Below are 23,734 nucleotides of genomic sequence, written 5' to 3'. Positions count from 1 at the left end.
GGATGTGCGTCCCCGTGCCGTCAGAGACCCGACTCCTGGTGCCAGATCCGGCGGGATGCCGGGAGCGGGTCCTCGACGACTGACGGTTCGGTGTCCCACAGGCGAGCCGTCGGCCGTTCCGTCGTGAAGGGTGCCCAGCCGGGGTCCCCCGAGGAGGCGAAGGAAATCCAGGAGGCACGGAGCCGTTCGGACAGGCGCGTGAAGTCCTGGGACGGGGCCTTCCCGCCGAACGGAAAACGGGCCAGAGCCCCTCGCGTGTGGCCGAAGGTCGCCGGGATGTCCACGGTGTGGCAGGCGCCGAGGGCTCCGCCGAAGACCGGACTGCGCCACGTGAAGTCGTAGAGCCACGCCCGCCCGCCCGCCGCGGCGTGTGCCTCGGCCAGCCACGTTGCGGGCATCCGGAACAGCGCGTCCGAGTACATGGTGACGTACAGCTGGGAGTCGGTCAGGTCCGGGTGCGCGGCGCGGTAGTCGGCCGCGGCCTGACGGCCGAGCCCCAGACCCTCGGTGACGGCACCGAGGTCGAGATTGCGCACCTTCGCCGAGGGCTGCGCGGGCTTTCGGGCTGCCCGATCGCGAAGGCCCGCGCGTGCCGCCGCGAACATCATGGGCACGGCCTTGAGCATCGCACCGAGCTTGATCCTGATGAGGCCGCGTTCCATGGCGAACAGCGTGAACTCGTCGTGCGTATAGCCGGAGATCAGGTCGACGTCACGTGCGCACCCTGAACGGAGCGCGAGCCAGGGCTTGTCGACCACCGTGATGCCGTCGATGACGGGCGTGAACGCGGTGATGGCCTCGGGAGTCGTCCACTTCGACGGATCGGCTCTCATCGCGGGCAGCGGTGCGTCTTGTACCGCCAGCAGGGCTTCAGGGGACACGGAAGCCAGACCGTCGAGACCCACGCCGACCGCTTCCCCGATCATCGCGGCGATCCGCCGGGCCTCCTCCTCGGGCAGGAACCGCCCGGCCATGCTCTGGACGATGGCCCGGCGGAACAGCCCGCGCGCGGCCGGTGCGGACAGCAAGGCGGCCACGGACGCGCCTCCACCGGACTCGCCGAAGACCGTCACGTTGTCCGGGTCGCCGCCGAAGGCCGCGATGTTGTCTCGTACCCAGGTGAGCGCCGCGGCCTGGTCGAGGAAGCCCCGGTTGGCCGGTGCCCCCGGTACGTAGCCGAACCCCTCGAATCCGACGCGGTAGTTGAACGTCACCATGACCACGCCGCCCCGGGCGAGCACCTCGCCGTCGTAGCCCGGATCGGCGGAATGGCCCGTCTTCCACCCACCGCCGTAGATCCACACCATGACCGGCAGCCGGTCACCGGCGCTCCCGGGGGTCCAGACGTTCACGCTGAGGCAGTCCAGGCCGTCCTCCGGCCGCCAGGCCGGGGGCATTCCGGGTGCCAGCGGCAACTGAGGCGGGGCGGTGCCGAAGGACGTGGCCGGACGGACACCGTCCCAGGCGGGCACCGGGGCAGGTGCCTGGAACCTTCGGGGTCCTTCCGGGGGGAGGGCGTACGGAATCCCCCTGAAGACGGACAGCCCGTTCTCGGCCGTGCCTTCGACTTCGCCGGTCAGGGTCTCGATGACAACACCCATGAGGTGGCTCCTTTGCACGGAGGGCCTGAGGGCCGCGTCGGGTGGGCGCGTGTTACACGTGTAACTTTATCAGCAGCGCTGCTCGGGTTCCGGTGGCCCGCCGATGCTGCCCGCCGTGCAGCCCCGGAGGGCCGCGACACACGCCGCGCCCGTATGGCCGTGGAGACCGCCTGATGAGCGCCGTGTCCATCGGCCCCGAGGCGTGGCATGCTCAACCTATGGACGGCGATTTCGTGCCTCCCGAGGCCGGTGTGGGCGCGACCCCCGAGGTGCGGGCGTTGGCCAAGGTCGTGTCCAGGCTCCGCGCCGAGGTCGTCGACCTCGAGGCTCTGGCCTCGATGACGGCCGTCCTGGAGCGTGCCAAGGGCGTACTGATGGCCCGGGAGGGAGTGACGGCGGACGCCGCGTACGAGCTGTTGCTCACGAGTGCCGCGAAGCATCGGCGGACCCTCCTGGAGGAGTGCTGGATCACCCTGGGCCGGACCGGCGCGGCTCGTGCGGTGCCCACTGCGCAGGCTGCCGCACCCGACGCGCCCCCGGAGCCGGACCCCTCACCCTTCCGTGCGGGCCGCTACGTCACCGGACGTGACCGGCCGGCCGGGCACCGGACACTGCTCGCCCGGCTGGCCCGGGACCTGACCGGCGCTCGTACCCCGAACGAGATCGCGGAGTTGCTGCATGCTGCACTGAGCTGCTCGGAGGACGTGGACGCGGTGATGATCTACACCGTGACCGTTGCCGGAAGCCTGGAGCTGGCAGGGCACGCCGGTGTAGACGAAGCGCTGGCCGCGCAGTGGAGCCACATCCCTCCGCTCGGCGGTGTCGCCGCGCTCGAAGCCGTCGCGGCCCAGGAGGCGGTGTGGCTGGAGGACCCGGAGCGGGACGCGGTCCGCTACCTGCTGATCGGTGATCCACCCGAGCGATGGCCGTCGCGCGCCTGGCTCCCGGTACCCGGCAACCGGCCCGTGACGGCCGTCGTCGGCTTCTTCCGCACCCGGCCGGGTCCCTTCGACGCCCGTACCCGGACTCTGCTCAGGCGGGCCGTCAGGCTGTGCGGCGGGCCGCTGGGAGAAGACCGGGGCTCCCGCGGCCCCGACCCGCTCCAGCAGGACGTCGACGCCATCCAGTCCGTCCTCGATGCCGTGTCCGGGCCGGCCGTCCTGCTGACCCCGCTGCGTGCGCAGACGGGTGAGGTGGAGGACTACCGGATCGACGCGGCGGCGCCGGAGTCGCTGGACGTGGCCGGGCGCCGGGGCAAGGAGCTGGTCGGGCGGCGGATCCTGGAGACCTACCCGACGGTGGCGGGCACCGCGCTGTGGGAGGGGTATGCGGACACGCTGACGACGGGCGCGGTCTACGAGGGAGAGCCCTTCGCCTATGAGGAAGTGACCGCCGGAGTGCAGCAACAGTCCGTGTACTCCGTCCGGGCCTCCAGGCTGGGAGAGCGCCTGGTCGTGTCCTGGATCCGCCACGACACCAGCGAACGCGAGACCCGCAGGCTGGCCGACGTGCAGCGGCTGGGCAACCTCGGCTGGGCGGGCTGGAACCTGGCGACGGACACCATCACGTGGTCCGACCAGGTCTACGCCATCTTCGACCGCGACCCCGCCCTGGGGCCCATGCGGCTGGAAGAGCTGCCCGGGCAGCTGCTGCCGGAGGACTTGCCGAGGCTGGGCACGGCCGTGCAGCGGCTGCTGGGCGACGGCGCGGCCATCGACCAGCACTTCCGCATCACCTCCGCCCAGGGCATCCGGCACCTGCGGATCGTCGCGGAGGCGCAGTTGGACGCGGACGGCAGTCCGGTGGAGGTGCACGGCTTCTTCCAGGACCTGACCGCACAGCGGGGCGCCGAACTGGCCCTGCGGGAGAGCGAGCGGGCCAATCTCGTCCAGCGAGGCAGGCTGAAGGCCGAACGCGTGCTCGCCGCCCGGCTCCAGGACACCCTGCTGCCCATCCCGGAGCAGTCGCTGGAATTGGCTGGCTTGTGCGTGGACGTGGCCTACATCCCCGCCGACAGCGGGTTGAACGTCGGCGGCGACTGGTACTCGGCGATCGAACTCCCGGACAAGAGCGCACTGTTCGTCGTCGGAGACGTCGCCGGCCACGGTCTGGCGGCCGTGGGCACCATGGCCCAGCTACGGTTCACCGCGAAGGGCATGACCATCACCGGCACACCCTTGCCCGAGGTCCTCGCCCGGCTCAACACCCTCCTGCTCCACACCGCTTCGGACCCCCACGGTGCCACCGCCACCATGGTCATGGCGCGCTACCAGCCCTGGGACCACCGGCTGACCTGGGTGAGGGCGGGCCACCTGCCGCTGCTGCTGATCCGGGGCGGCGAGGCGAGCTTCCTCCCGCAGCCCGCGGGAGTCCTCCTCGGCGCCACGTTCGCCTCCACGTACGAAGAGGAGGTGACGGATCTGCTGCCCGGAGACAACCTCCTCCTCTTCACGGACGGTCTCGTGGAGGAGCCGGGAGAGGACATCGAAGCCGGGCTCGCCCGCCTCCGCGACACGGCTCTGCGGCTCGTGCGGGAAGGCCGGAGCGGCACGCTCGCCAAGGCCCTCGCCGGCCTGCGGCCGGGGAACCGGGACGACATGTGCGTCCTGGAGATCCACGTACCCGAAGCGCCCTGACCTCGAGAACGTGCGCCACTGCCGACCTCGCCGTCCCGTCTGGCGACCACACCGCACCGTCAGGCGAGGGGCAACTTCTGTTCGGACCAGACCGTCTTGCCTCCCGTGGTGTAGCGGCTGCCCCAGCGGTGCGAGAGCTGGGCGACGATGTACAGGCCGCGACCGCCCTCCTCGGAGCTCCTCGCACGCCGCATCCTCGGCTGCGTGTTGCTGGAGTCCGAGACCTCGCACGTCAGGTTGTCCGCCCGGATCAGCCGGAGCCGGACCGGGCCACCGGCGTGGCGGATGGCGTTGGTGACCAGCTCGCTGACGATGAGCTCTGTGCTGAAGGCGAGCTCGTCGAGGTCCCAGGCGGTCAGCTGATCCAGTACGAGATGGCGCGCGTCGCCGACGACCGCCGGGTCGGAGTCGAGCTGCCACGTCGCGATGGAGCCGGCGTCCACCGCCCGGGTACGGGCCAGCAGGAGGGTGACGTCGTCCCTCAGCCTCCCTGGCGGCAACCCTTCCACGATGTCGTGCCGGGCCTGACGCAGCGGCCGGCCGAGTACGTCGGCGCGCAGCAGTCGGTCCGCCAGGTCGCGCATGCCCTGGTCGATGTCTCCCTCTCCGCGTTCGATCAGACCGTCGGTGTACAGGGCGAGGACGCTCCCCGGGAGCAGATCGCGTTCGACCGGCTCGAAAGGCCAGCCGCCGACCCCCAGGGGCGGGCCGGGGCTCAGCTCGACGTACTCCACGGCTCCGTCCGGGCCGACCACGGCCGGAGGCGGGTGTCCGGCGCTTGCCATGACACAACTTCCGTTCACCGGGTCGTATACGGCGTACAGGCAGGTCGCCCCGGCCGGTCCGCTGGGCAGCGGCGTGCCCGGGTCGCCGTCTTCCGAATCGTCGCTCTCGGCCTCGGCGGCGACTTGCAGGACCATGTCGTCCACGTGCGCCAGCAGCTCCTCGGGCTCCAGCTCCAAGTCCGCCATCGCGCGTACGGCGCTGCGCAGGCGGCCCATCATGGCCGTGGCGTGCAGCCCGTGACCGGCAACGTCGCCGACCACCAGGGCGACCCGGGCGGACGACAGGGGGATGACGTCGAACCAGTCGCCGCCCACCCCGCTGTCCGCGTCGGCGGGCAGGTAGAGGCTGGCGGCTTCCAGCGCGGGCATGTCCGAGGTGGCCGGCGGCAGCAGGCTGCGCTGCAGGCCCACAGCGGTGCGGCGTTCCTTCATGTACCGCCGCGCATTGTCCACGGCGACGGCCGCACGGGCGGCGATCTCCTCCAGGAGTGCCAGGTCGTCCTCCTCCAGCGGGGCAGTGTCCCCCGTGCGCCAGAGCGTGAGCCTTCCGAACCTGATGCCCCGCGCGCACAGCGGCGCCGTCATCGCCGAATGCGCACCCGGGACGGTGGTGGCCCACGCCCGGGCCGCTTCGTCCTCAGACTGCGCGGGCCGGGTTCCGAGGCCCGTGATCAGCTCTCCCCGGCACTCCCGGGTCCCCGGCGCGGCCGGTTCGGGCACGCCCGCCGCCGTCACGGTCGGGTCGGCAGCGGCCGTGGCGGGAAGAGCCGTGAAGTGGGCCGTACCCGTACGCAGTACGTCTGGTTCCGCTCCGGCGACCGCCATCCGGATCAGGGGCAGGGCGCGCCGGCCGTCGGCGGGTGGTTCACCGCCGGTCAGAACGGTCTCCGCGAGATCCACCGCGGCGCAATCGCCGAACGCGGGCGCCAGCACTGTGACCAGGTCCTCGACGGTGCGCAGAACGGACAGCGACCCGCTCAGCGCTTCGGTCGCGCGGTACAGCAGGTCCAGGCGCCCACGCGACCGCTCGTGGTCGGTGACGTCGGTGAACACCGTCGCCACACCCATCGGACGTCCGTCGGGTTCCTGCAGCCGGAACGCCTGGATGGTCACGACCCGGCCGCCTCGCGGGTCGTCCAGGGTGCGCGCGGTCGCGTGGAAACCGATCAGGGGGTTCCCGCTGTGCAGGACCTCCCGCAGCCGGTCGTCGATGATCCGTGCGTCCTCGGCCCACAGGAAGTCGGCCAGGCGCCGGCCATTCAATTCGTCGGGCACCCCGGTGTACGGCAGCAGGTGCGTATTGGTCCGCAGCAGGCGCAGCTCGGCATCGAAGACGGCGAGGCCCACTCGGCCCTGAAGGAACAGCTCGTGTGTGAAGGCGTGGTCCTGCCGCCATTGGGCCACCAGCTCCAGGGGTGCGCCGAATACGAGGCACCGGGCCGCGGGCGCGTCCCCACGCGCGCCGCCGTTCAGCGGGACGACGCGGAAGCCGATCTCCAGCCGGCGGCCCGAGCCGTGCCGCAGTGTGGCCCGGCCCTCCCAGCCTTCCTCCTCCCCCCGCCTGCCCTGAGCCAGAACCGCTCCCCAGCTGCTCGCGTCCGCCAGGAGGTCCCGCGGCCGTCGGCCGCAGACGTCTGCGGCCGAGCGCTCCAGGAGGACTTCGGCCGCCGGTGTCCAGGCGACGATCGTCCCGGCGTGGTCCAGCAGTGCCGCGGCTGTGTTCGTGACAGCGAAGGGATAGTCCTGGTTGTTTTCAGTGGCGCGCATGCGTGCCCATCTCGTCCGCCGGTCCCGCTGTCCTCATGCTGGTCGATGTCCGGAACGAGAGCCAGAGGCGTTGCGCCATTCGGTCCCGCTCCGGCGCGCGCAGGCCGACGCGGGCGCAAGACCGGCGCCGCCTGCCGCCCGGGCCGCCGCAACGAATCCCATACGCCCGCCGACCCGCCGGCCGGACCCTGACAGTGCCCCGTTGGCGCTTCACGCCCCTGACTCCTCGGGTGCCTCCAACTCGCGGTGCCGGTGCGGTGCGAGATCGGTGCAGTCGCCAACACCTGTCCGTCGTCGGAGTGTCCGGGCGTGACCGGCCCGATGGGGCGGCCCCCCGCCGCCCCGTCGGAGCGCCCCGTCAGCGGCGGCTCGCGCAGGTCCACGCTCCCATGCCCTGAATCCTGGCGAGCCTTCTCGCCGTCGCGATCTGCTCCGCCTTCGTGGCGAGGTCTGCGCGTGGGGCGTACTTACGGCCTCCAGCCGCCTTCCAGCTCGACCGGGTGAACTGCAACCCCCCGTAGTGGCCGTTGCCGGTGTTCGCCTTCCAGTTGCCGCCGGATTCGCATCGGGCGATGGCGTCCCAGTCAGGGCTGGGTTTGGAGTGGACCGAGGCGGCGTGCGCTCCGGAGAGGTTCAACAGGGACACGGTCAACAGGACCCCGGCGGCCAGCAGTTGACCGATCATGCTACGGCTTCGCCGGTTCTTCGAGTGGCGAGACATCAGTCCTCCTTCGCTGTTGGGCGGGCTGCCACGAACAGCGGGCGGGCCCGCGTACGGCCGTCCTCGGGCCGTTGCCACAGCACAGCACGGAGTCATCTCTTCCAGCGGCACATGCGATCGACGAAGGGACGACGCCACCCGAACGGACGGACGGAGAAGGCGTCGAGGGCATCCTGCAGCACCTTGGCAGCCGAGGCGCGGCCGGGTCTCCGGGGCGGACCGCTCCGGAACGGCGACCGCCCCCGGCCGGAAGTACCGGTCGGGGGCGGTCGGGGTGATCGGCCGCCGTCGGACGGCGGCCAGTGAGGCGGGCCCTGAGGCGGGTCCTACAGGGGCCCGTCCGGCAGGCCGCCCACCGTGAAGGTGTCGTAGATGTCGAGCAGGTCCTCCTCGGCATCCAGCCACACGTCCGGCGGCATCAGGCACACGAGTGCCGTCAGCCGGAGCAGGGCGGTGAGGCCGGGCAGGCGCCCGGCCTGCCCGGCCGGCACCTGCTCGGCGCCGGGCCACTCGTCGGTCAGCGCCCGCAGGCAGTCCCGCCGGGCCCGGGCCTCGTCGGTGCCGGGCCGGTCGTCCTCCAGGTGCCGAAGTCCTGCGGTCGGGACCGGCCGGCACGCGGCGACGAGCCGCCGCCGCAGTGTCGGATCCGCGTCCTGCCAGGAGGCGGGAAGGGCCCGGTCGGCCAGGGCCGCCGCGGCCTTCTCCTCCGCCTCGGACAGACGGTCCGCCGGGATCCCCAGCGCGGTCAGCCCGTAAGGGGGCTCACCGTGCCAGTGCAGCAGGTACACCGTCCGCGTACGGTCCGTCACGGGCACATCTCGTCCCAGTCGTTGTTGTAGTGCCTGTCGTAGTTCACCACGGTGGCCCCGCACCTGGTGCCCGTGCCGTTCCGGCCGGTCGAGATCACGAACTCGCCCACACCCCCGTAGTAGTAGCAGGTGCCCCGCGGCGCCCAGTTGGCCACGGCCCGTGCCTTGGCCGCGTTGTTGCCGGACTCGTAGCCGGTGGCCAATTCCTCCCAGCCGTACCGGCGCGACCGGTACAGCGTGATGTGGATGGAGAAGCTGCCGACCTTCTTCTTGCACTTGAGGTCGGCGTGCACGTTGATGCGGCCCTTCTTCGTGTGCGAGGGGTGCGGGTTGTCCACGCCCATCCTGCAGCACAGCTTGCTCGAACTGCAGTCGCCGCCGAGGTCGGTGCAGTTGTTGCCGTCGCCCGAGCAGTACTCGTACGGGTCCGCGTTGCCGCAGTACACCGGGTCCACGGACAGGAACCGCCCGGTCGACGGGTCCTACTGGCGGACGCCCATCAGGATGACGCCGGACGGAGTGTCCGAGGCCCGCCGGTGGGCCGCCAGCCAGCTGTAACGGGCCGAGGCCATACCCTCGCGGACGTTGCCCTACTCGTCCCGTGTCCGCCACCGACAGCGGCTTCTGCGGATCCAGCGGCAGGGCGACGCCCGCGGCGCCGTGCAGGTCGGTCAGCTGAGCACGGTGTCACCACCGGTTCCGGTGACGGCGGCCAGTGTGCCCGACAGGCTGGTGACGTTGCGGCTGCGCAGGTCGGCGGCCACGTCCTCCGCCGTCCAGGACGGGCTGTCCGCCCCGTCGTCGTACGACACCGCGCGTCCCAGGGCGTCGTAGCCGTAGGAGACCGTCTTGCCGCCGGAGGCGATGCTGGTCGGCTTGCCGCTGACCGGGTCGTACGTGTGGACCGTCTCCGGGACCGCGGTGCCGAGGCCGCCGGTGACCGACGTGCGCGTGGCACGGCCTGCGCCGTCGCGCGTGACCCGGGTGACGCGGGTCTGACCGCCCGCCGTGGCGGTGGTCTTGGCCACCTGGCCGTGGGTGTCGTACTCGTAGGCCCGTTGCCGCGGGGCACGATGTAGAACGTCACCCGGACAGGGAACCGGCGGGCGGCTCTCGCCGGGTCGGCTCCTCACGTGCCGGGCTTCCCGTCCTCTGCGCTGCCCATGAGCTCCGTGAAGGGCCTCTCCGTCATCGAGCCGCGCACCCGCGTGAGCCCGTACCGGTCGTTGGCCTCCTCGTTCGCGTCGCGGCGGTTGGGGTCGAAGGCCTTCCTCTGCCCGGGCGGCCCCACGTCCACGTAGATGTAGGGCCAGGAGCCCTTGAACATCCACCACAGGGTGACCCGCTGCTGGCCGCGGGTGACGTTGAGGATCTCGCTGCTGTTCGAAACATCTGCCTGATAACGGAAGTAGTCGCCGGGAGGTCCTTCGGGATCCTTGTCCCTGCCTTGGTCTTTGAGCATCCCGGCGTAGCTCTTGGACTGCCCGAAATCGGAGGTGATGGTCGTCCTGTCCTGCCTGACCATGTACACCTCGGTCTGCGCCCGCACGGTTTCGTAGGCGTACTTTCTGGGATCCTTGATTTTCACGACCGCGTCCCCCGAGAATTCCTCACCCGGGCTCAGCGCCCGCCCCGGCGGGGCAATGAATTCATGAGACTGGATCAGTGTGTAGCTCCCGCCTTTCGCGGGCTTGCCCTGGATCCAGTAGATGCTGCCGAGGACGTAGACGGGAATCGTGCCCGTGTTCTTCACGGAGAGGTGGACGGGCAGGTACATCTGCGTCCCGTCCCTGTTCATGCTCGCCGGTCTGAATTCCGCTGCGCTCATCACCATCGGAGACGTCGCGTACGGAACGTACACCTGCGAGTACATCAGGTTGGCACCCGCGAGCAGGCCGGAGAGGGCCGCCCCGATCGCGATGCGATAGGGATTGCTGACCCCCTTCCAGGCGCGGGCTCGGACGAGGGTGACGAGAGCCCATACGGACCAGGCGATGAAGGTCGCCCAGAGCCACACATACCGCGTATAAGCATGGGCGGACATCTGTACCAGCAGCAGCGTCACATTGATGATGCAAGAAATCAATACCGCGAACAGCACCACGATCCCCGAATACCGCGATTGCCGCTTGGTCCAGTAATCCACTGCGGCGATTACGGCGAGTGCCTCCAACGCACCCGCGACGAGGAAGGTCGCTCCCGCGAGACGGCCGGCATAGGTGAGGGCGCCGGCGGTGTCCGCCATGCCGATCTTGACGAGCACGGCCGCGGTCGCCAAGAGCCCGAGAACCACGGCGGTTCCGGTGAGGCGTCGCGGCCACGCACGATCCGGCCAGACGGTGCTGTCGCCGCCGCACCACTGGATGCCCCGCTCGCACTCCAGACCGGCATGCCGCAGGAGCCTCTTCAGCTCAGCAGCGGACCGTACTCTCCCGATGGTCTTGCCGCCCCTGGTGACCTTCCGCAAGCCGAGGTCGTCCGGCGGCGCCACGGCCACCGGAGGGTTGGTCTCCATGGCACCAGTCTGCTGCCGCGCTTCGGTGAACGCCTCTGGAGTGGCCGCTCCAGGGGCTCCGCGCGTGTAATGGAAGGGGGACATACCAACCGTCCAGGAGTCAGCATGCGCACCCGACTTGCACAGCTTGCCACCGCTCTCATCGTGACCGCCCTGGGCCTCTTGGGACCGATGGCCCAAGCCGCACCGGCGTCCACGCCCACCATCGACGCCCAGATGTGCGTCTCCGGTGGCGGCTCCGTGGAGTACGACCCCGCCACCGGCCAGTGGATGTGCATCGGCGGCAAGTACAACAATCAACCGGTCACCTGACGTTCGCCGCGCCCCGGAATTCCGCCGCCGGCAGGGATCCTGGCCTCACTGCAAACGGCTGAGCATGAGAGCAAGGGCTCTGACAGCCCGCTCCCGGTTCTGCGCTTGGGTGCTGTTGCGGGCCACATATGCCGTCATGAGGAACTGCCCCTTGCGGCCCGTGAGGTAGGTGTAGTAGCCGTCCATCTTTTCGCCGTTCGCGCCGAGCGCCTGGTGGCCTTCCTCTGCGACGACCTGGTCGAATCCCCTGAGTGCGGGAATCTCCACCAAGTGCACTCGGTCCCACTTCGTCTTACTGGCGGTGTCCTGGACCGTCTTGCACCGAGCGGCGTCGTCGCGGCGCCTGTCCGCGTCGGCCTGTGCGAAGCCCGCCGCCCGGTACACGACGACCGCCGACGTCGCGTAGACCGTCTGGTCCGTCGTCCTGGTGGCGCGCTGCAATCCGGCCAGTGCATTGAGCACCGGCTGGGTCACGTACAAGCAGCGCTGATCGGTGGATTGACCGAGCAGGCGTTCGTCCTCGTAGGGGTCGCTCTCCGCGAAACCCGTGCCCCAGTCCGCAGGAGTGAGCGCCACCCGATGCGCCAGGCTGCGCGCGGCCGCGGCCGTGGGCATGCTGGGCGCCTCGTCGCCCTTGTCGCCGAGAGAAAGCAGGAGCACCACCACGACCGCCGCAATGGCGGCCACGGCGCCGAAGACCACAGGCAGCGGGCGCCACCGGCGGCGTCGAGGTGGTTGATCAGCCAACGGTGCCGCATGCAAGGGTCCGCGAGGCGGCCCGGACGACGGGGGAGAGGTCATGAACCCGCTCTACCACTCGTCGCCGGGACTCCTCCGGCGCCCCGTCGACGGATCACCTGATAGAACCCAACACGATGCTCCGGCCCGACCAGGGACCGCGACTGCCGGCCCGGGCGGACGCGGCATCGCAGTCTGAGTGGCGCGGCGGCAGGCCGACCACGGCCATGTGCGAGAACCTGCTTTCAAGGGGTGGGTGTTGGAGCTGACAGGGCGGGGACCCGAGGCTGACGTGTATGCGTTGGACGGGGCACGTGTGCTGCGCCGTTTCCGGGACGGGCGGCGTCCGGCGCAGGACGAGGCGCGACTCTTGCAGTGGCTGGCCGCGCAGGGCTACCCGGTGCCGGTCGCGACGTAGCCGGCACGGACCTGGTCATGGAGCGGCTGCACGGGCCGACCATGAGCGAGGCGTTGCGCAGCGGCCCCTGGCGAGCTCCGGCGTACGGCGCGCTGCTGGGCCGGCTGCACCGGGAACTGCACGGGCTGCCCGATCGGGCGTTCCTCTCCGGCGACGTGCGCCGATGCCTCGACCACTTGGCTATGACGACTTCTTTGGGAGTCGTTCGTCGAGCAGTTCGGGAGGCGTGGGGCTCGGGGTTGAGTGATCAACATCGTTGAGTTTTGATGTCGCTAGCGTGTGCGATCGAGGGCTGCGGTCTGCTTCATAATCCAGCTGTGGACATATCCGATGAGGGGCAGCCGCTCGATCCCGTCTGGCATGCGATCAACAACAACGTGTGTGGTGGCCTGTCAGGTGCCCCGAGTGCTTCGTTGGTGGCCAAACAGTTCATCGGGGCAGGCTGGACTTCCAGATCGGCGTCGTGGGAGTCGTATGAGGTCGAGACCAGCTGGTGCCGCATCGAGGTGGACCCGACCGAGGGCGACACTCTCCTGAACGGGGTCGTCGATCCTCAACGGTTCGAAGATCTGGCAGCACTACTGACCCGGTTCGGCCTGCGGTTCAGGCTTGAACTCTATGGCGATGAGGGAGGGCTGCTGAGGGAGATCGAAGCTGGAGCTCCGTCAGAGCCTCAGGACGCAGTCCCGCGGCCTCTCAGCCGGCTGCTCGCTCCGCTTGGGCTTTGGTCGCGGCGAGGCGGTAGGACTCGGTTCCGGTCTGGATGATGTGGCCGCCGAAGGTGAGCCGGTCGACGATGGCCGCGCAGAGCCGGGGATCGGTGAACGTCTTCGTCCAGCCGCCGAACGATTCGTTCGAGGCGATCGCCACGCTGTTCTTTTCCTCCCGTTCCGTCAAAACCTGGAAGAGGAGTTCGACGCCGCGGCGGTCGAGTTTCATGTAGCCGAGTTCGTCGATGCAGAGCAGGTCAACGCGGCCGTAGCGGGCGATGGTCTTGGTCAGCTGCTTCTCGTCCGCGGCCTCGACGAGCTCGTTCACGAGTTTCGTGGCAAGGGTGTAGCGGACCCGGTGGCCCTTCATCGCGGCTTCGGTGCCCAGCGCGATCAGCAGGTGAGACTTGCCTGTCCCGGAGTCGCCGATCAGGCAGAGCGGCTGGCCCTTGCGGACCCACTCGCATTTGGCCAGGGTGTGGATGGCCGCCGGGTCGACGTTCGGATTGGCGTCGAAGTCGAAGGCACGCAGGGACTTGTCGCGAGGGAAGGCGGCGGCTTTGATGCGACGCTCCGACCGGCGTCGGGCACGGTCGTCGCACTCGGACATCAGGAGCTCGGCCAGAAAGCCCCGGTAGGACATCTGCTCGCGGGAGGCCGCGGCCGCGAGGTCCGGAAACTGGCTTCGGATGGTGGGCAGCCGCAGCATTCGGCATGCCTGGTCGATCGCGGTGGTGGCGGCTTCTTCGGTGATTTCGCGCTGGCGGGGGACGGTCATGTGGCTTCTCCCTGGCTGGTGCCCTGGCCGCCGGTCCGGCGGCGGTTGAGTAGTTGGTCGTAGGCGGCCACCGAGGGAAGGGGCCGGGTGTCGGGCGGCAGGTGGGTCAGCCGGTAGTCGGCGAGGAAAGTCACCGTCGCGTGCTCCTCGACGGGTGGGGCAGGCACCTCGGGTGCGGGAACTTGGGGCGCGGGAGCGTCGCCGTCGGCAGCCTTGCGGGCCTCCAGAGCGACCGCGTCCGCCGTCAGAGCGCCGGCCCGGAAGGCCTCTGCCAGGCCCGCGACCACGTGCTCGTGGCGCATATGGCGCCCCAGAAGCAGCACCTGGATCAGTGCCCGGGTGCCTTCGGCGTCCCCATGAGCTGACCGGACCGCGGCCCACCAGTTGTCATGGACGGGGGTGAACCTGCCAGCCGAGCGGGCCTGTTCCAGGGCGGTCGATCCGGGGAAGGCGCCGGGCTTGCGGATGAGGGCTTCAAGGTAGTGGTCCAGGACCGGCTGGGAGCCGCCTCTGGTGCTGAGGCGCTCGTGCCGGGCGACTTCGTTCCGGCCGTCGTAGACGACGAGGTCGTTGGCGTTGAGGAGCACCCGGACCGACTGGCCGATCAGGCGGACGGGGACCGAGTAGCGGTTGGAGCGGACGGTGATCTGGCTTTAGCGGTCCACTCGAGGGGTGCACCAGCGGCCCGTTTCGAACGGCTCCTCCGGCAGCGGTTTCAGTCGTGGCTGTTCGGAGCGGAAGTACTCGCCGATTGTGTGGGGGCGGGAGCTGATCCGGCGGGCCTCGTCGTCGTGTCCCACTGGTCGACCATCGCGTTGAGCTGGGCCAGCGAGTCGACGACGGGCACGGGAACGAAGTGGTTGCGCCGGAAGTATCCGACCTGGCCTTCAACGCCGCCCTTCTCGTGGGCGCCCTCGATTCCGGGCCGGCAATAGAACGCGTCGACGTCCCAGTGCGAGCGGAACTGGGTCCAGCGTTCGGCTTCCACCCGCATGCGTCCCAGTCCGATCACCCGGGAGACCGCGGCCTTCAGGTTGTCGTAGCGGACCCTGCCGCGGGGGACGCCTCCCAGGGTCTTCAGCGCGTGAACGTGGCCTTCGATGAACGCCTCCTGGCCGCAGGAGGCAAAGAACCGATGGACCGCCTTGCCCGAGTACGACAGGCGGAAGGAGAACAGGTAGCAGCGGGTGGGGACCCCGGCCAGCATGATGTGCACGTCCCCGAAGTCGACCTCCGCTTCCGCGCCGGGGATGTGGGACTGCGGGATGAACGCCACCTCCGGGCCCCGGTCGGCCAGGAGCAGGATCTGCTTGCGGCGGCCGGCGACGTAGGAACGGACCATCTGGTACGAGATCTCGTAAGCCCCTTGCTCGTCGACCAGCCGGTCGAAGATCCGTTTCGCGGTGTGTTTCTGCTTCGGCGGCGCGTCCAGATCCGCCTGCAGGAAGCCGTCGATGATCCGTTTGTAGGGGTCCAGCCGGGTCGTCCGGGGGCGGTGTTTCTTGCGTGGCTCCGGCCACTGCGCGTCCAGAGCTCTGCGAACCGTCCGCCAGGTCACGCCGTACTTGTGCTCCAGCGCGCGCATCGAAATGCCGCCCAGACGGTGGTCACGACGGATCGCCGCGCACAGCTCGACCTTCGACTTCGGCATGCGCATGGGAGCCCCCAGTGGGAGAAGCACACCCAGCGTCCCACCACGAGACTTCAACTGCCGTCAAAATAAAGCAACATCACCAGGGTCGGTCAGGACCGCCTCCCGCTACCGCCAACAACGCCTCCCTCAATCATCGACATAGCCAACCACTCCGCCGCCTGGGACGGTGACGTGGCCGAGGTGGCGCGGGAGTTGCCGGCCACGCCCGACCGCGGGTTACGCCCCGGCTCGCTGGGACGTCGACGGCCGACACCTGGTCCGCCAGTTCTACCTCCAAATAGGCGACGGCGACGTCGAGTTTCAGATCTGGCTGGCCGTCGTCGACGCCTGACCGAAACCGTGCGCCCCGCCTCCCCTGAGGGCGGGATCTGTCCCGTTGACGGGACACCTGCGCCGCCTGGGTCCGTAATCCCTGCACCTGCCGAAAGGCGCCGACGATAGCGAGAACTACGTTGAACCTGGCAGCTCGTCGGACCCCCGTGCTAAAACTGAAAGTCCAATCGGCGGACGGAATCCTGAGGGGCGCATTGCTTCACGGATTTGACGGCGCCGTGACCGACAAAGGAGAACTTCATGCGTATAGGTAATGCACTGGCGACCCTGGCCCTGGGGGGCGTATTCGCGCTCGGTGCAGCCGTGCCCGCCCAGGCCGCCGACGTCGCGCCGGGGAAGGTCACCGCCAACGGCGCAACCGCTGCGGCCAGCTGGCACTATCACAGCACGTACTACAACTCGCCCACGCCGTGTGAGAATGCGGGTAAGGCCCAGAGCAAGCCCTACAAGTGCGAAATGGGCCTGCCCGGACCGCTCCTGCCGTTCTATCTCTACCTCTGGTACTGAACTGACATCACAGATCAGAAACGTCTCCTCAGTGGAACGGCCATGCAGAAGTAGGGCATGGCGAAGAGGGTATCGATCCGCCGGTGTTCGGCGTTCTCCTCCTGCCCCCGTAGAAGGAGAACGCCGACCCTCTTGACGACTGGTGTGTAAACATCCGCATTCCACTGGGACGTCAAATTGCCCGACGCCTCTTGCGGTTGGGGCGACGCGGGCGGACGAAGGCGTCGAGCGCGCCCACGGCGGCACGGACATGGGCCCGGGCCGCGACGCAACCTGTCTCCCGCGCACCACCTGGACGGTTGCCCGTCCGCATCCCGAGGATGCCTGCCCAGGTTGTGCTCGACGCACGGGGCCATGCCTGCCCCAGCTACGGGTCGTCGGCACCGTACGGAGGAAGGGCCAGCAGTTGCAGGGGTCCCTGCTCTGGAAGGTCGCCGCCAGGTCCCGGTTGAGGACCGCGAGAGCCCACCCCCCCACGGGGTGCCCGCCCGGCAAGACGCGATAGGGGCCCGCCTGGTCTCTATCTCTGCCTGCAGTTCACGCCCGGCGCAGTGCGGAGCGGCCCGCGAAGCGCGCCGAGCCGCCCAACTCCTCTTCGATCCGTATCAGTTGGTTGTACTTCGCCGTGCGGTCGGAGCGGGAGAGCGAGCCGGTCTTGATCTGACCGCAGCCGGTCGCCACCGCCAGATCCGCGATGGTGGTGTCCTCCGTCTCGCCCGAGCGGTGCGACATGACAGCCGTCCAGCCCGCCTGGTGGGCCGTGGCAACCGCGGCCAGCGCCTCGGTCAGGGTCCCGATCTGATTGACCTTGACCAGGACCGAGTTGCCGACGCCGGTGCGGATGCCCTCGCGCAGCAGCGTCTCGTTGGTGCAGAACACGTCGTCGCCGGTGAGCTGACAGCGGTCGCCGACGCGGGCGGTCAGCTCGCGCCAGCCGTCCCAGTCGTTCTCCGCCATCGGGTCCTCGATGGAGACGACCGGATAGGAGTCGATGAGCTTGGCCAGGTAGTCGGCGTGCTCGGAGGGGGTGCGGCGCACCCCCTCGCCCGCGTAGTCGTACATCCCGTCGCGGAAGAACTCCGACGACGCGGGGTCCATGACCAGGCCGATGTCCGTGCCGGGGCGGTAGCCGGTGCGCTCGATGGCGGTCATCACGAAGTCGAGCGCCTCCTCGGCGGTACGCAGCGCGGGTGCGAACCCGCCCTCGTCGCCGACGCCCGTGGAGTGCCCGGCGGCCAGCAGATCGCGGCGCAGGGTGTGGAAGACCTCGCTGCCCATGCGGACGGCTTCGGCGAAGGTGTCCGCGCCCACGGGCGCGATCATGAACTCCTGGAAATCCAGCGGATTGTCGGCGTGGGCGCCGCCGTTGACGATGTTCATCATCGGCAGCGGCAGGAGGTGGGCGCCGGCGCCGCCGAGGTAGCGGTAGAGGGGCCGGCGGTGGGCCGCCGCGGCGGCCTTGGCGGCGGCGAGGGAGACGCCGAGGATCGCGTTGGCGCCGAGCCGGGACTTCGTGGCGGTGCCGTCGAGGGCGACCAGCGCGGCGTCGAGGCCCGCCTGGTCCACCGCGTCCCGGCCGCGCACGGACGCCGCGATTTCCCCGTTGACGTGGGCCACCGCGCGGTCGACACCCTTGCCGTGCCAGCGTGCGGAGTCTCCGTCGCGCAGTTCCACGGCCTCCCGGGCACCGGTGGAGGCGCCGGACGGGACGGCCGCGCGCCCCAGGGACCCGTCCGCCAGGACGACGTCGACCTCGACCGTGGGGTTGCCCCGGCTGTCGATGATCCGCCGGGCGGTGACGGTCTCGATGGCGGCGTTTGCGGTCCCGACTTCCTTTGCGGACATGTGAGTTCCTCCCCGTTGTCGTGTGCCGCGGCCCCGGCTGCGACAACGCTGGCGCTGAGCCCGACACGCCAAACCATACAGCAATGCTGCTCAGTTTTGCTGTACAGCATTGCTGTCCAGATCAGCTGCGCAGTTTCGCTGTCCAACGAGGTAAAATGCCCTATGCCCACCCCGGAAGCCGCCGCCATCGCCGCCGAACTGCGCACCGCCATGGGCAAGCTCACCCGACGCGTCAAACACGAGGACCGCATCCCGCTGGGCCAGGCCGCCGTGCTCGGCGCACTCGACCGCAACGGCGCCATGACCACCAGTGACCTCGCCGCGGATCAGCGCGTACGACCCCAGTCGATGGCCCGGTCGGTGGGCCTGCTCATGGAACAGGACCTGATCACGCGCCGCGCTCACCCCACGGACGGCCGCAAGTCGCTGGTCGAGCTGTCGGACGCCGGCCGGGCCGCGCTCGAAGCGGAGCGTGGCCGCAGGGCCGGTTGGCTCGCGCAGGCCATCGAGGCCGAACTCACGGATGAGGAGCGGGCGTTGCTGGCACGGAGCGCCGCCCTGCTGGAGCGGCTCGCCACGCGCTAGTGGCGCGGTGGGCGAAGGCGCGGTGTGGGCGGTGCGGCCCCGCGTATGCAGTCCGGCCTGAAGCGGCCGGCCCCGTCCCCGGTCCGCTGACCGCCCCCGTGCCCGCAGGTGAGCCGTTCTCCGAAGCGCCACCGACTCCGACATCCTGACCTCGGCGTCTCTTGCACCTGCGCGTTCTGGTACCCCGCCCCCGCTCTGGACCCTGTGGGCCGGGACGGCGGACCTGCGGGAGGCCGACGCGGCCCGGAGATCCTCTTCGGCGAACAGATCGGCCTTCCTCCGAAGACCCTCGCCCGCGTGCTGTGCTTCCCCGGTGCTCACGAGTTGATACCTGCTCCCCTCCGGAGAATCCGGGCTGTGTGGACATGCACCCGTGAGTCGCAGCCCCTTCTCGTGGAAGCCCCCGATCCCTCGAGGCGGTCATCGAGCCGCCTGCCCTGCACCAACGGATCCGGCATGCAGCCCCCGCCCGTTCCGTTCCTTCCTTCCGCGCCGGAGTCCCCGGTGACCGCGATCTTTACGGTCTTCTCAACTGCTGCCATGCTGACCGGGTTTGATCAGCCGAAGGAGGGTTCTTTGTCTCGCATAGCCACTCTGGTGGTCGCGCTCACCAGCGCGTTAGCCCTGGCTTCCAGCGGTGCCGTCACGGCGGCGGCGGCGCCCGTGAAGCCTGCCGGAGAAACGATTGCCGCCTCGACCGCCCTGGCCACCGCCGGCGCGCCGGTCGCCCCCGTGCAATGGACGCCCTGCAACCCGGACCCGTCCCAGCCCGATCCCAAGATCTACGACTGTGCCGTGTACCCCGTGCCGCTGGACTACGCGAACCCGTCCGGCGAGAAGATCGGCATCGCCATGATGCGCCGGCGGGCAGGCGACCCGGCCAAGCGCATCGGATCGCTCTTCCTGAACCCCGGTGGCCCCGGCGGCAGCGGCTACCTGTGGGCCACCACGGCCCGGTTCGAGCCCCGCGTCACGGAGCACTTCGACCTCATCGGCTTCGACCCCCGCGGTGTCGCCCGCAGCAATCCGCTGCGGTGCTTCAAGACCAACGAGGAAGCGGAAGCGGTCTTCGAGCGGGCGACCATCGTGCCCGTCACCCGCACCGAGGTGAACGGCACCCTCGCGGCCGCCCGGGACTACACGCGTGCCTGCGCCCGCACTGCCGGCCCGCTCATCCGCCACATGTCCACCATGAACGTGGTGCGCGACCTCGACCGGATGCGCCAGGCCGTGGGCGACCGGCAGCTGACCTTCGCCGGCTTCTCGTACGGCACACTGATCGGCGCCACCTACGCCAACATGTACCCGGACAAGGTGCGCGCGGTCATCGTCGACGGCAACGTCGACCCGAACCTGCGCATGCACGACGGTCTCGAGTACGACCGCCAGCGCGCCAGGGGCGGCTTCGAACCGGCACTGGCCGAGTTCCTCAAGCGCTGCAAGGCCGTCGGCGCGCCGCGCTGCGCCTTCGCCGAGGGCGACACCCGCGCGAAGTTCGACGCGATCCGCGACCGTCTGCGCACTTCGTCGGTGACGCTGCCGAGCGGCGCGGAAGTCACTCTCAGCAGCTTCACCAGCCAGGTGGCCAGCGCCCTGTACGCGCAGAGCCGGCTCGCGCCGATGGCGGTGTCGCTCGAGGCCCTGCACCAGGTGATCAACCAGCAGCGGGGCGTGGGTCCGGAGCTAGGCAAGGTCCCCGCGGCTGCGGCGGACCGGCTGACCAGGGTCGTCCCGGCGGCACTGCGCGAGGCCCCCGCGGAAACCCCGTACACCTCGGACGACTCGTACTTCGGAGTCAACTGCCAGGACAAGCCGTACCCGTCGAACCCGAGGGTCTTCGCGCACCTGGCCCGCACCTGGGAACGGCACGCGCCCACGTTCGGCCGGTACCAGGCCTTCGACGCGCCCCCGTGCGCGACCTGGCCGGCGCCCGCCCGCACCTCGGAGCGGTACACCGGGCCGTGGAACCGGCGGACCGCGAACAAGGTCATGGTCATCGGCAACACCTTCGACCCCGCGACCCAGTACCGCTTCTCGCAGCGGATGCAGCGGCAGCTCGGGAACTCCGTGCTGGTCACGGTCGATGTGATCGAGCACTGCGCGGTGGGCCGGAGCAAGGCGCTGAACGCGCTGGTGACCGCGTACCTCGTGGACGGAACGGCGCCGAAGCCCGGCCAGGTCCTCAAGCCGGACCTGGACCCCTTCCCCGTGCCGACTGCCTGACGCGCCGCGCCGGAGGCTGACCGGCACTTGTGCACCCGGCTCAGCGGCGATGGCAGCCACCGCCGCTGAGCCGGCGGGCGTCGGCGAAGCCGCCTGACCGCCGCACGGTCCTGGACGAAGTAGTGGCCGCCGTCCTCGACGACCTCCAGGGACACCTCACGGGCGTACGCCTCCCACGGCCGGAAACCGTCTCGGCGATCTCCGCGACCAGTTCCCCGGCCGCCTCGGCCCAGGCCACGACCGGCTCCTCGGGCAGGGCGGGATCGTGTCCGGGTAGCGCCGCGGCCCGCAACTCCACGTCCTCCGGCAACTCGCCGGCCAGGGCGTGTAAGGCCGTGGCGCTGCCGCCTCCGTACGGGATGCAGACGAGCGTGTGGCGGGGGGCCCGCTGCCGGTCCGGGGTGAGCCGGTGCAGCCGCTGCCGGCCGTGCCCCGCGTCCTGCGCCGCGAGGTGGGCGGCGAGGGCCCGCGGCGTCGGGTTCTTGAACACCTCGACCACGGACAGTCCGCCGATGGCCCGCGCCAGCGACACGGCCTTGAAGGAGTCACCACCGACATCGAAGAAGTCGTCGTCGATGCCGGCACCCTCGGTGCCCAGCACCCGGTCCCACGCCTGGACCACCCTCAGCTCCAGTGCGTTGCGCGGAGGGACGGCGGCCTTCGGGCCTCTGCCCCCGGTGCCGACGGACGGCGCGGGCAACGCCTTGCGGTCCAGCTTGCCGTTGGTGGTGAGCGGGATCTCGGCCAGCTCGACGTACGCCGTGGGGACCATGTACGCGGGCAGGTCGCCCTTCAGCCGCTCGCGCAGCGCGGCCGGATCGGGTGCCCGGCCGGGGGCGGGCACCAGGTAGGCGGTCAGCACGCTGTCCCCCACCGCGTCGGTACGGACCAGCACCCGCGCCTCGGCCACCCCCTCGCAGGCGAGGAGAGCAGCCTCGATCTCGCCCGGCTCGATGCGGAACCCGCGGAGCTTGATCTGGTCGTCCGCGCGCCCGAGGTATTCGAGGCAGCCGTCCGAAGTCCACCTGGCCAGGTCGCCGGAGCGGTAGAGGCGGCTGCCGGGCGGCCCGAACGGGTTGGCCACGAATCGCTGGGCGGTCAGCTCGGGACGTTTCAGGTAGCCGCGGGCGACCTGGGGACCCGCCACGTACATCTCCCCGACGACGCCCACCGGAACGGGCCGGCCGGCACCGTTGAGGACGTGGACCTCCAGGCCCGGCAGTCCGGTTCCGATCACGCTGCCGGGCTGCCGGGCAGCGAGCCCGGCGTCCAGCGCCAGATGGCTGACGTGCACGGTCGTCTCGGTGATGCCGTACATGTTGACCAGGACGGGGGCGTCCTCGGCGTGCTGCTCGTACCACTCGCCGAGCGGGGCCAGGTCCAGGGCCTCGCCTCCGAACACGACGTAGCGGATAGACAGCCGCCGGCTCAGCTCCGGGTTCTCCCGGTCCGCCCGCATCAACTGGTAGAAGGCCGAGGGGGTCTGGTTCAGGACCGTCACACCCTCGTGCACCAGCAGAGCGAGGAAGTCCTGCGGGGACCGGCTGGGCTCGTACGGCACCATGACGAGCCGTCCACCGTGCAGCAGCGGACCCCACAGCTCCCAGACGGAGAAGTCGAAGGCGTACGAGTGGAACATCGTCCACACGTCGTCCTCGCAGAAATCGAACATGCTCCGGGATGCGGTGAACAGGGCCAGGACGTTGCGGTGGGTGACGACCACGCCCTTGGGGCGGCCGGTGGACCCCGAGGTGTAGATGACGTACGCCGCGTCCTCCGTCTGCGGGGCGGCGGTCCGTTCGTGCGCTTCCAGGCCGGTGGCGGGCAGGGATGCGAGCGCAGCCTCGGTGCCCGGGTCGTCGAGGCAGAGGCCGAGCACGTGGCCGGCGGGCACGCGGTCGGCCACGGCCGATGTCGTCACGACGAGCTGGGGAGCCGCGTCGCCGAGGATGTAGGCGATCCGGTCGGCCGGACTGTCCGGGTCGATGGGCACGTAGGCGGCACCGGACTTGAGGACGGCGAGGAGCGTGACGACCAGCTCGGCCGAACGGGCCAGGGAGACGGCCACGAACCGGCCGGGACCGGCACCGTACGTGACGAGCAGGCGCGCGAGCCGGTTGGCGCGCGCGTTGAGCTCCGCATAGTCGAGGGTGAGGTCTCCCGAGGTCACGGCCGGGCGCACGGCCCCCGTCGCCACCTGCCTCTCGAACGCCTCGGCGAGCGTGACGGCGGGCACCGGACCGGCGTCGCCGCCGGCGGCCGCCCAGGCGGCCAGCCGGCTGCGCTCGCCATGCGGACCACCGAGTCACGGTCGAAGAGATCGGTGGCGTACTCGACGAGACCGATCGCCCTGTGGCCGGAGCGCGACTTCTGCTCGGTGAGGCTGAACAGCAGGTCGAACTTGGCCGCCCCCGTGACCGCCGGGACGAACTCGGTTTGGACCCCGGGCAGTTCCGCGCTCGCACCGGGATCTGCGTTCTGCCAGGTGAACATCACCTGGAACAGGGGGTGGTACGCGCGTGAGCGTTCCGGGTTGAGCACCTCCACCAGCCGCTCGAACGGGAGGTCCTGGTTTCCGTAGGCGGACAGTGCCTTCTCCCGGACGCGGCCGAGGAATTCCTCGAAGGTGGGCGCGCCGGAGAGGTCGGCCCGCAGCACCCAGGCACACGCACCTGTCCCGCACTATTCCGGATTATGGAAGAGGGGGTCGCGCAAGGTCAATTGAGCGCGGGTTTTCCCGACAGGGGCTGGCGCGGACATCGAGTGAGGCTTGAGTACCGGAAAACCGGAGCCGGTA

17 protein-coding genes and 2 pseudogenes are annotated in these 23,734 nt (G+C 70.2%); 6 read left to right on the top strand and 13 right to left on the bottom strand.

All coding sequences use genetic code 11. The features are described 5' to 3' along the window. Nucleotides 1-20: 20 nt before the first annotated feature. Nucleotides 21-1,601, bottom strand: a complete 1,581-nt coding sequence (locus tag ACZ7H1_RS07895; RefSeq protein WP_470784659.1) for a carboxylesterase/lipase family protein — start codon at nucleotides 1,599-1,601, stop codon at nucleotides 21-23. Between the two features lie 218 nt (nucleotides 1,602-1,819). On the opposite strand from ACZ7H1_RS07895, the gene ACZ7H1_RS07890 reads away from it, so the two are divergent. Continuing rightward, nucleotides 1,820-4,237 carry a SpoIIE family protein phosphatase gene (locus ACZ7H1_RS07890; protein WP_470784787.1) on the top strand — a complete coding sequence of 806 codons (2,418 nt, stop codon included), beginning with the start codon at nucleotides 1,820-1,822 and terminating at the stop codon, nucleotides 4,235-4,237. Nucleotides 4,238-4,296: 59 nt separating this feature from the next. Here the strand turns inward: ACZ7H1_RS07890 and ACZ7H1_RS07885 are convergent, their stop codons facing one another. From ACZ7H1_RS07885 to ACZ7H1_RS07860, 6 genes are all read right to left on the bottom strand, one after another. Then, nucleotides 4,297-6,789 carry an ATP-binding SpoIIE family protein phosphatase gene (locus tag ACZ7H1_RS07885; RefSeq protein ID WP_470784657.1) on the bottom strand — a complete coding sequence of 831 codons (2,493 nt, stop codon included), beginning with the start codon at nucleotides 6,787-6,789 and terminating at the stop codon, nucleotides 4,297-4,299. Nucleotides 6,790-7,147: 358 nt separating this feature from the next. Beyond that, on the bottom strand, nucleotides 7,148-7,474 hold the full coding sequence (locus ACZ7H1_RS07880) for a transglycosylase family protein (RefSeq protein WP_470784656.1): 327 nt from the start codon (nucleotides 7,472-7,474) through the stop codon (nucleotides 7,148-7,150). A gap of 362 nt (nucleotides 7,475-7,836) precedes the next feature. Next, nucleotides 7,837-8,319 (bottom strand): hypothetical protein, encoded by a 483-nt coding sequence (locus ACZ7H1_RS07875; protein WP_470784655.1) that lies wholly within the window; start codon nucleotides 8,317-8,319, stop codon nucleotides 7,837-7,839. Then, nucleotides 8,316-8,774 (bottom strand): hypothetical protein, encoded by a 459-nt coding sequence (locus ACZ7H1_RS07870; protein ID WP_470784654.1) that lies wholly within the window; start codon nucleotides 8,772-8,774, stop codon nucleotides 8,316-8,318. Before ACZ7H1_RS07870 ends, ACZ7H1_RS07875 begins: the two co-directional genes overlap by 4 nt. Before the next feature lie 216 nt (nucleotides 8,775-8,990). Further along, nucleotides 8,991-9,347, bottom strand: a complete 357-nt coding sequence (locus ACZ7H1_RS07865; protein ID WP_470784652.1) for a hypothetical protein — start codon at nucleotides 9,345-9,347, stop codon at nucleotides 8,991-8,993. A gap of 101 nt (nucleotides 9,348-9,448) precedes the next feature. Then, nucleotides 9,449-10,834 (bottom strand): hypothetical protein, encoded by a 1,386-nt coding sequence (locus ACZ7H1_RS07860; protein ID WP_470784651.1) that lies wholly within the window; start codon nucleotides 10,832-10,834, stop codon nucleotides 9,449-9,451. Nucleotides 10,835-10,939: 105 nt separating this feature from the next. Between ACZ7H1_RS07860 and ACZ7H1_RS07855 the strand changes: the two genes are divergently transcribed. Further along, nucleotides 10,940-11,146, top strand: a complete 207-nt coding sequence (locus ACZ7H1_RS07855) for a hypothetical protein (RefSeq protein WP_470784649.1) — start codon at nucleotides 10,940-10,942, stop codon at nucleotides 11,144-11,146. 45 nt (nucleotides 11,147-11,191) lie between these two features. Here ACZ7H1_RS07855 and ACZ7H1_RS07850 read toward each other — a convergent pair whose 3' ends face one another. Then, nucleotides 11,192-11,833, bottom strand: a complete 642-nt coding sequence (locus tag ACZ7H1_RS07850; protein WP_470784647.1) for a hypothetical protein — start codon at nucleotides 11,831-11,833, stop codon at nucleotides 11,192-11,194. Nucleotides 11,834-12,083: 250 nt separating this feature from the next. Here ACZ7H1_RS07850 and ACZ7H1_RS07845 point away from each other — a divergent pair, with 250 nt between their 5' ends. Then, nucleotides 12,084-12,302, top strand: coding sequence for a phosphotransferase (locus tag ACZ7H1_RS07845; protein ID WP_470784646.1), 219 nt, complete (start codon nucleotides 12,084-12,086; stop codon nucleotides 12,300-12,302). 696 nt (nucleotides 12,303-12,998) lie between these two features. On the opposite strand, the gene istB is transcribed toward ACZ7H1_RS07845, so the two are convergent. Together istB and istA are read right to left on the bottom strand one after the other, a co-directional pair. Then, nucleotides 12,999-13,790 (bottom strand): IS21-like element helper ATPase IstB, encoded by a 792-nt coding sequence (gene istB / locus ACZ7H1_RS07840; protein WP_470784644.1) that lies wholly within the window; start codon nucleotides 13,788-13,790, stop codon nucleotides 12,999-13,001. Then, a pseudogene (istA, locus tag ACZ7H1_RS07835) lies at nucleotides 13,787-15,441 on the bottom strand (IS21 family transposase). The gene istB and the pseudogene istA overlap by 4 nt, the downstream one beginning before the upstream one ends. Before the next feature lie 576 nt (nucleotides 15,442-16,017). Here istA and ACZ7H1_RS07830 point away from each other — a divergent pair. Beyond that, nucleotides 16,018-16,284, top strand: a complete 267-nt coding sequence (locus ACZ7H1_RS07830; protein WP_470784642.1) for a hypothetical protein — start codon at nucleotides 16,018-16,020, stop codon at nucleotides 16,282-16,284. Nucleotides 16,285-16,821: 537 nt separating this feature from the next. Here ACZ7H1_RS07830 and eno read toward each other — a convergent pair. Next, nucleotides 16,822-18,129 carry a phosphopyruvate hydratase gene (gene eno, locus ACZ7H1_RS07825; RefSeq protein ID WP_470784641.1) on the bottom strand — a complete coding sequence of 436 codons (1,308 nt, stop codon included), beginning with the start codon at nucleotides 18,127-18,129 and terminating at the stop codon, nucleotides 16,822-16,824. 162 nt (nucleotides 18,130-18,291) lie between these two features. On the opposite strand from eno, the gene ACZ7H1_RS07820 reads away from it, so the two are divergent. Then, nucleotides 18,292-18,714, top strand: a complete 423-nt coding sequence (locus ACZ7H1_RS07820; RefSeq protein ID WP_470784639.1) for a MarR family winged helix-turn-helix transcriptional regulator — start codon at nucleotides 18,292-18,294, stop codon at nucleotides 18,712-18,714. Nucleotides 18,715-19,290: 576 nt separating this feature from the next. Continuing rightward, nucleotides 19,291-20,937, top strand: coding sequence for an alpha/beta hydrolase (locus tag ACZ7H1_RS07815; RefSeq protein ID WP_470784637.1), 1,647 nt, complete (start codon nucleotides 19,291-19,293; stop codon nucleotides 20,935-20,937). 40 nt (nucleotides 20,938-20,977) lie between these two features. On the opposite strand, the pseudogene ACZ7H1_RS07810 reads toward ACZ7H1_RS07815, so the two are convergent. Both ACZ7H1_RS07810 and ACZ7H1_RS07805 read right to left on the bottom strand, forming a co-directional pair. After that, nucleotides 20,978-23,176 (bottom strand): annotated as a pseudogene (locus tag ACZ7H1_RS07810) (amino acid adenylation domain-containing protein); the annotation flags it as partial. Then, nucleotides 23,104-23,595, bottom strand: coding sequence for a condensation domain-containing protein (locus ACZ7H1_RS07805; protein WP_470784636.1), 492 nt, complete (start codon nucleotides 23,593-23,595; stop codon nucleotides 23,104-23,106). The pseudogene ACZ7H1_RS07810 and the gene ACZ7H1_RS07805, both read right to left, overlap by 73 nt. Nucleotides 23,596-23,734 lie beyond the last annotated feature (139 nt).

Source organism: Streptomyces sp. NPDC037401, assembly GCF_055602345.1.
This window is presented reverse-complemented; position numbering and strand designations above follow the sequence as displayed.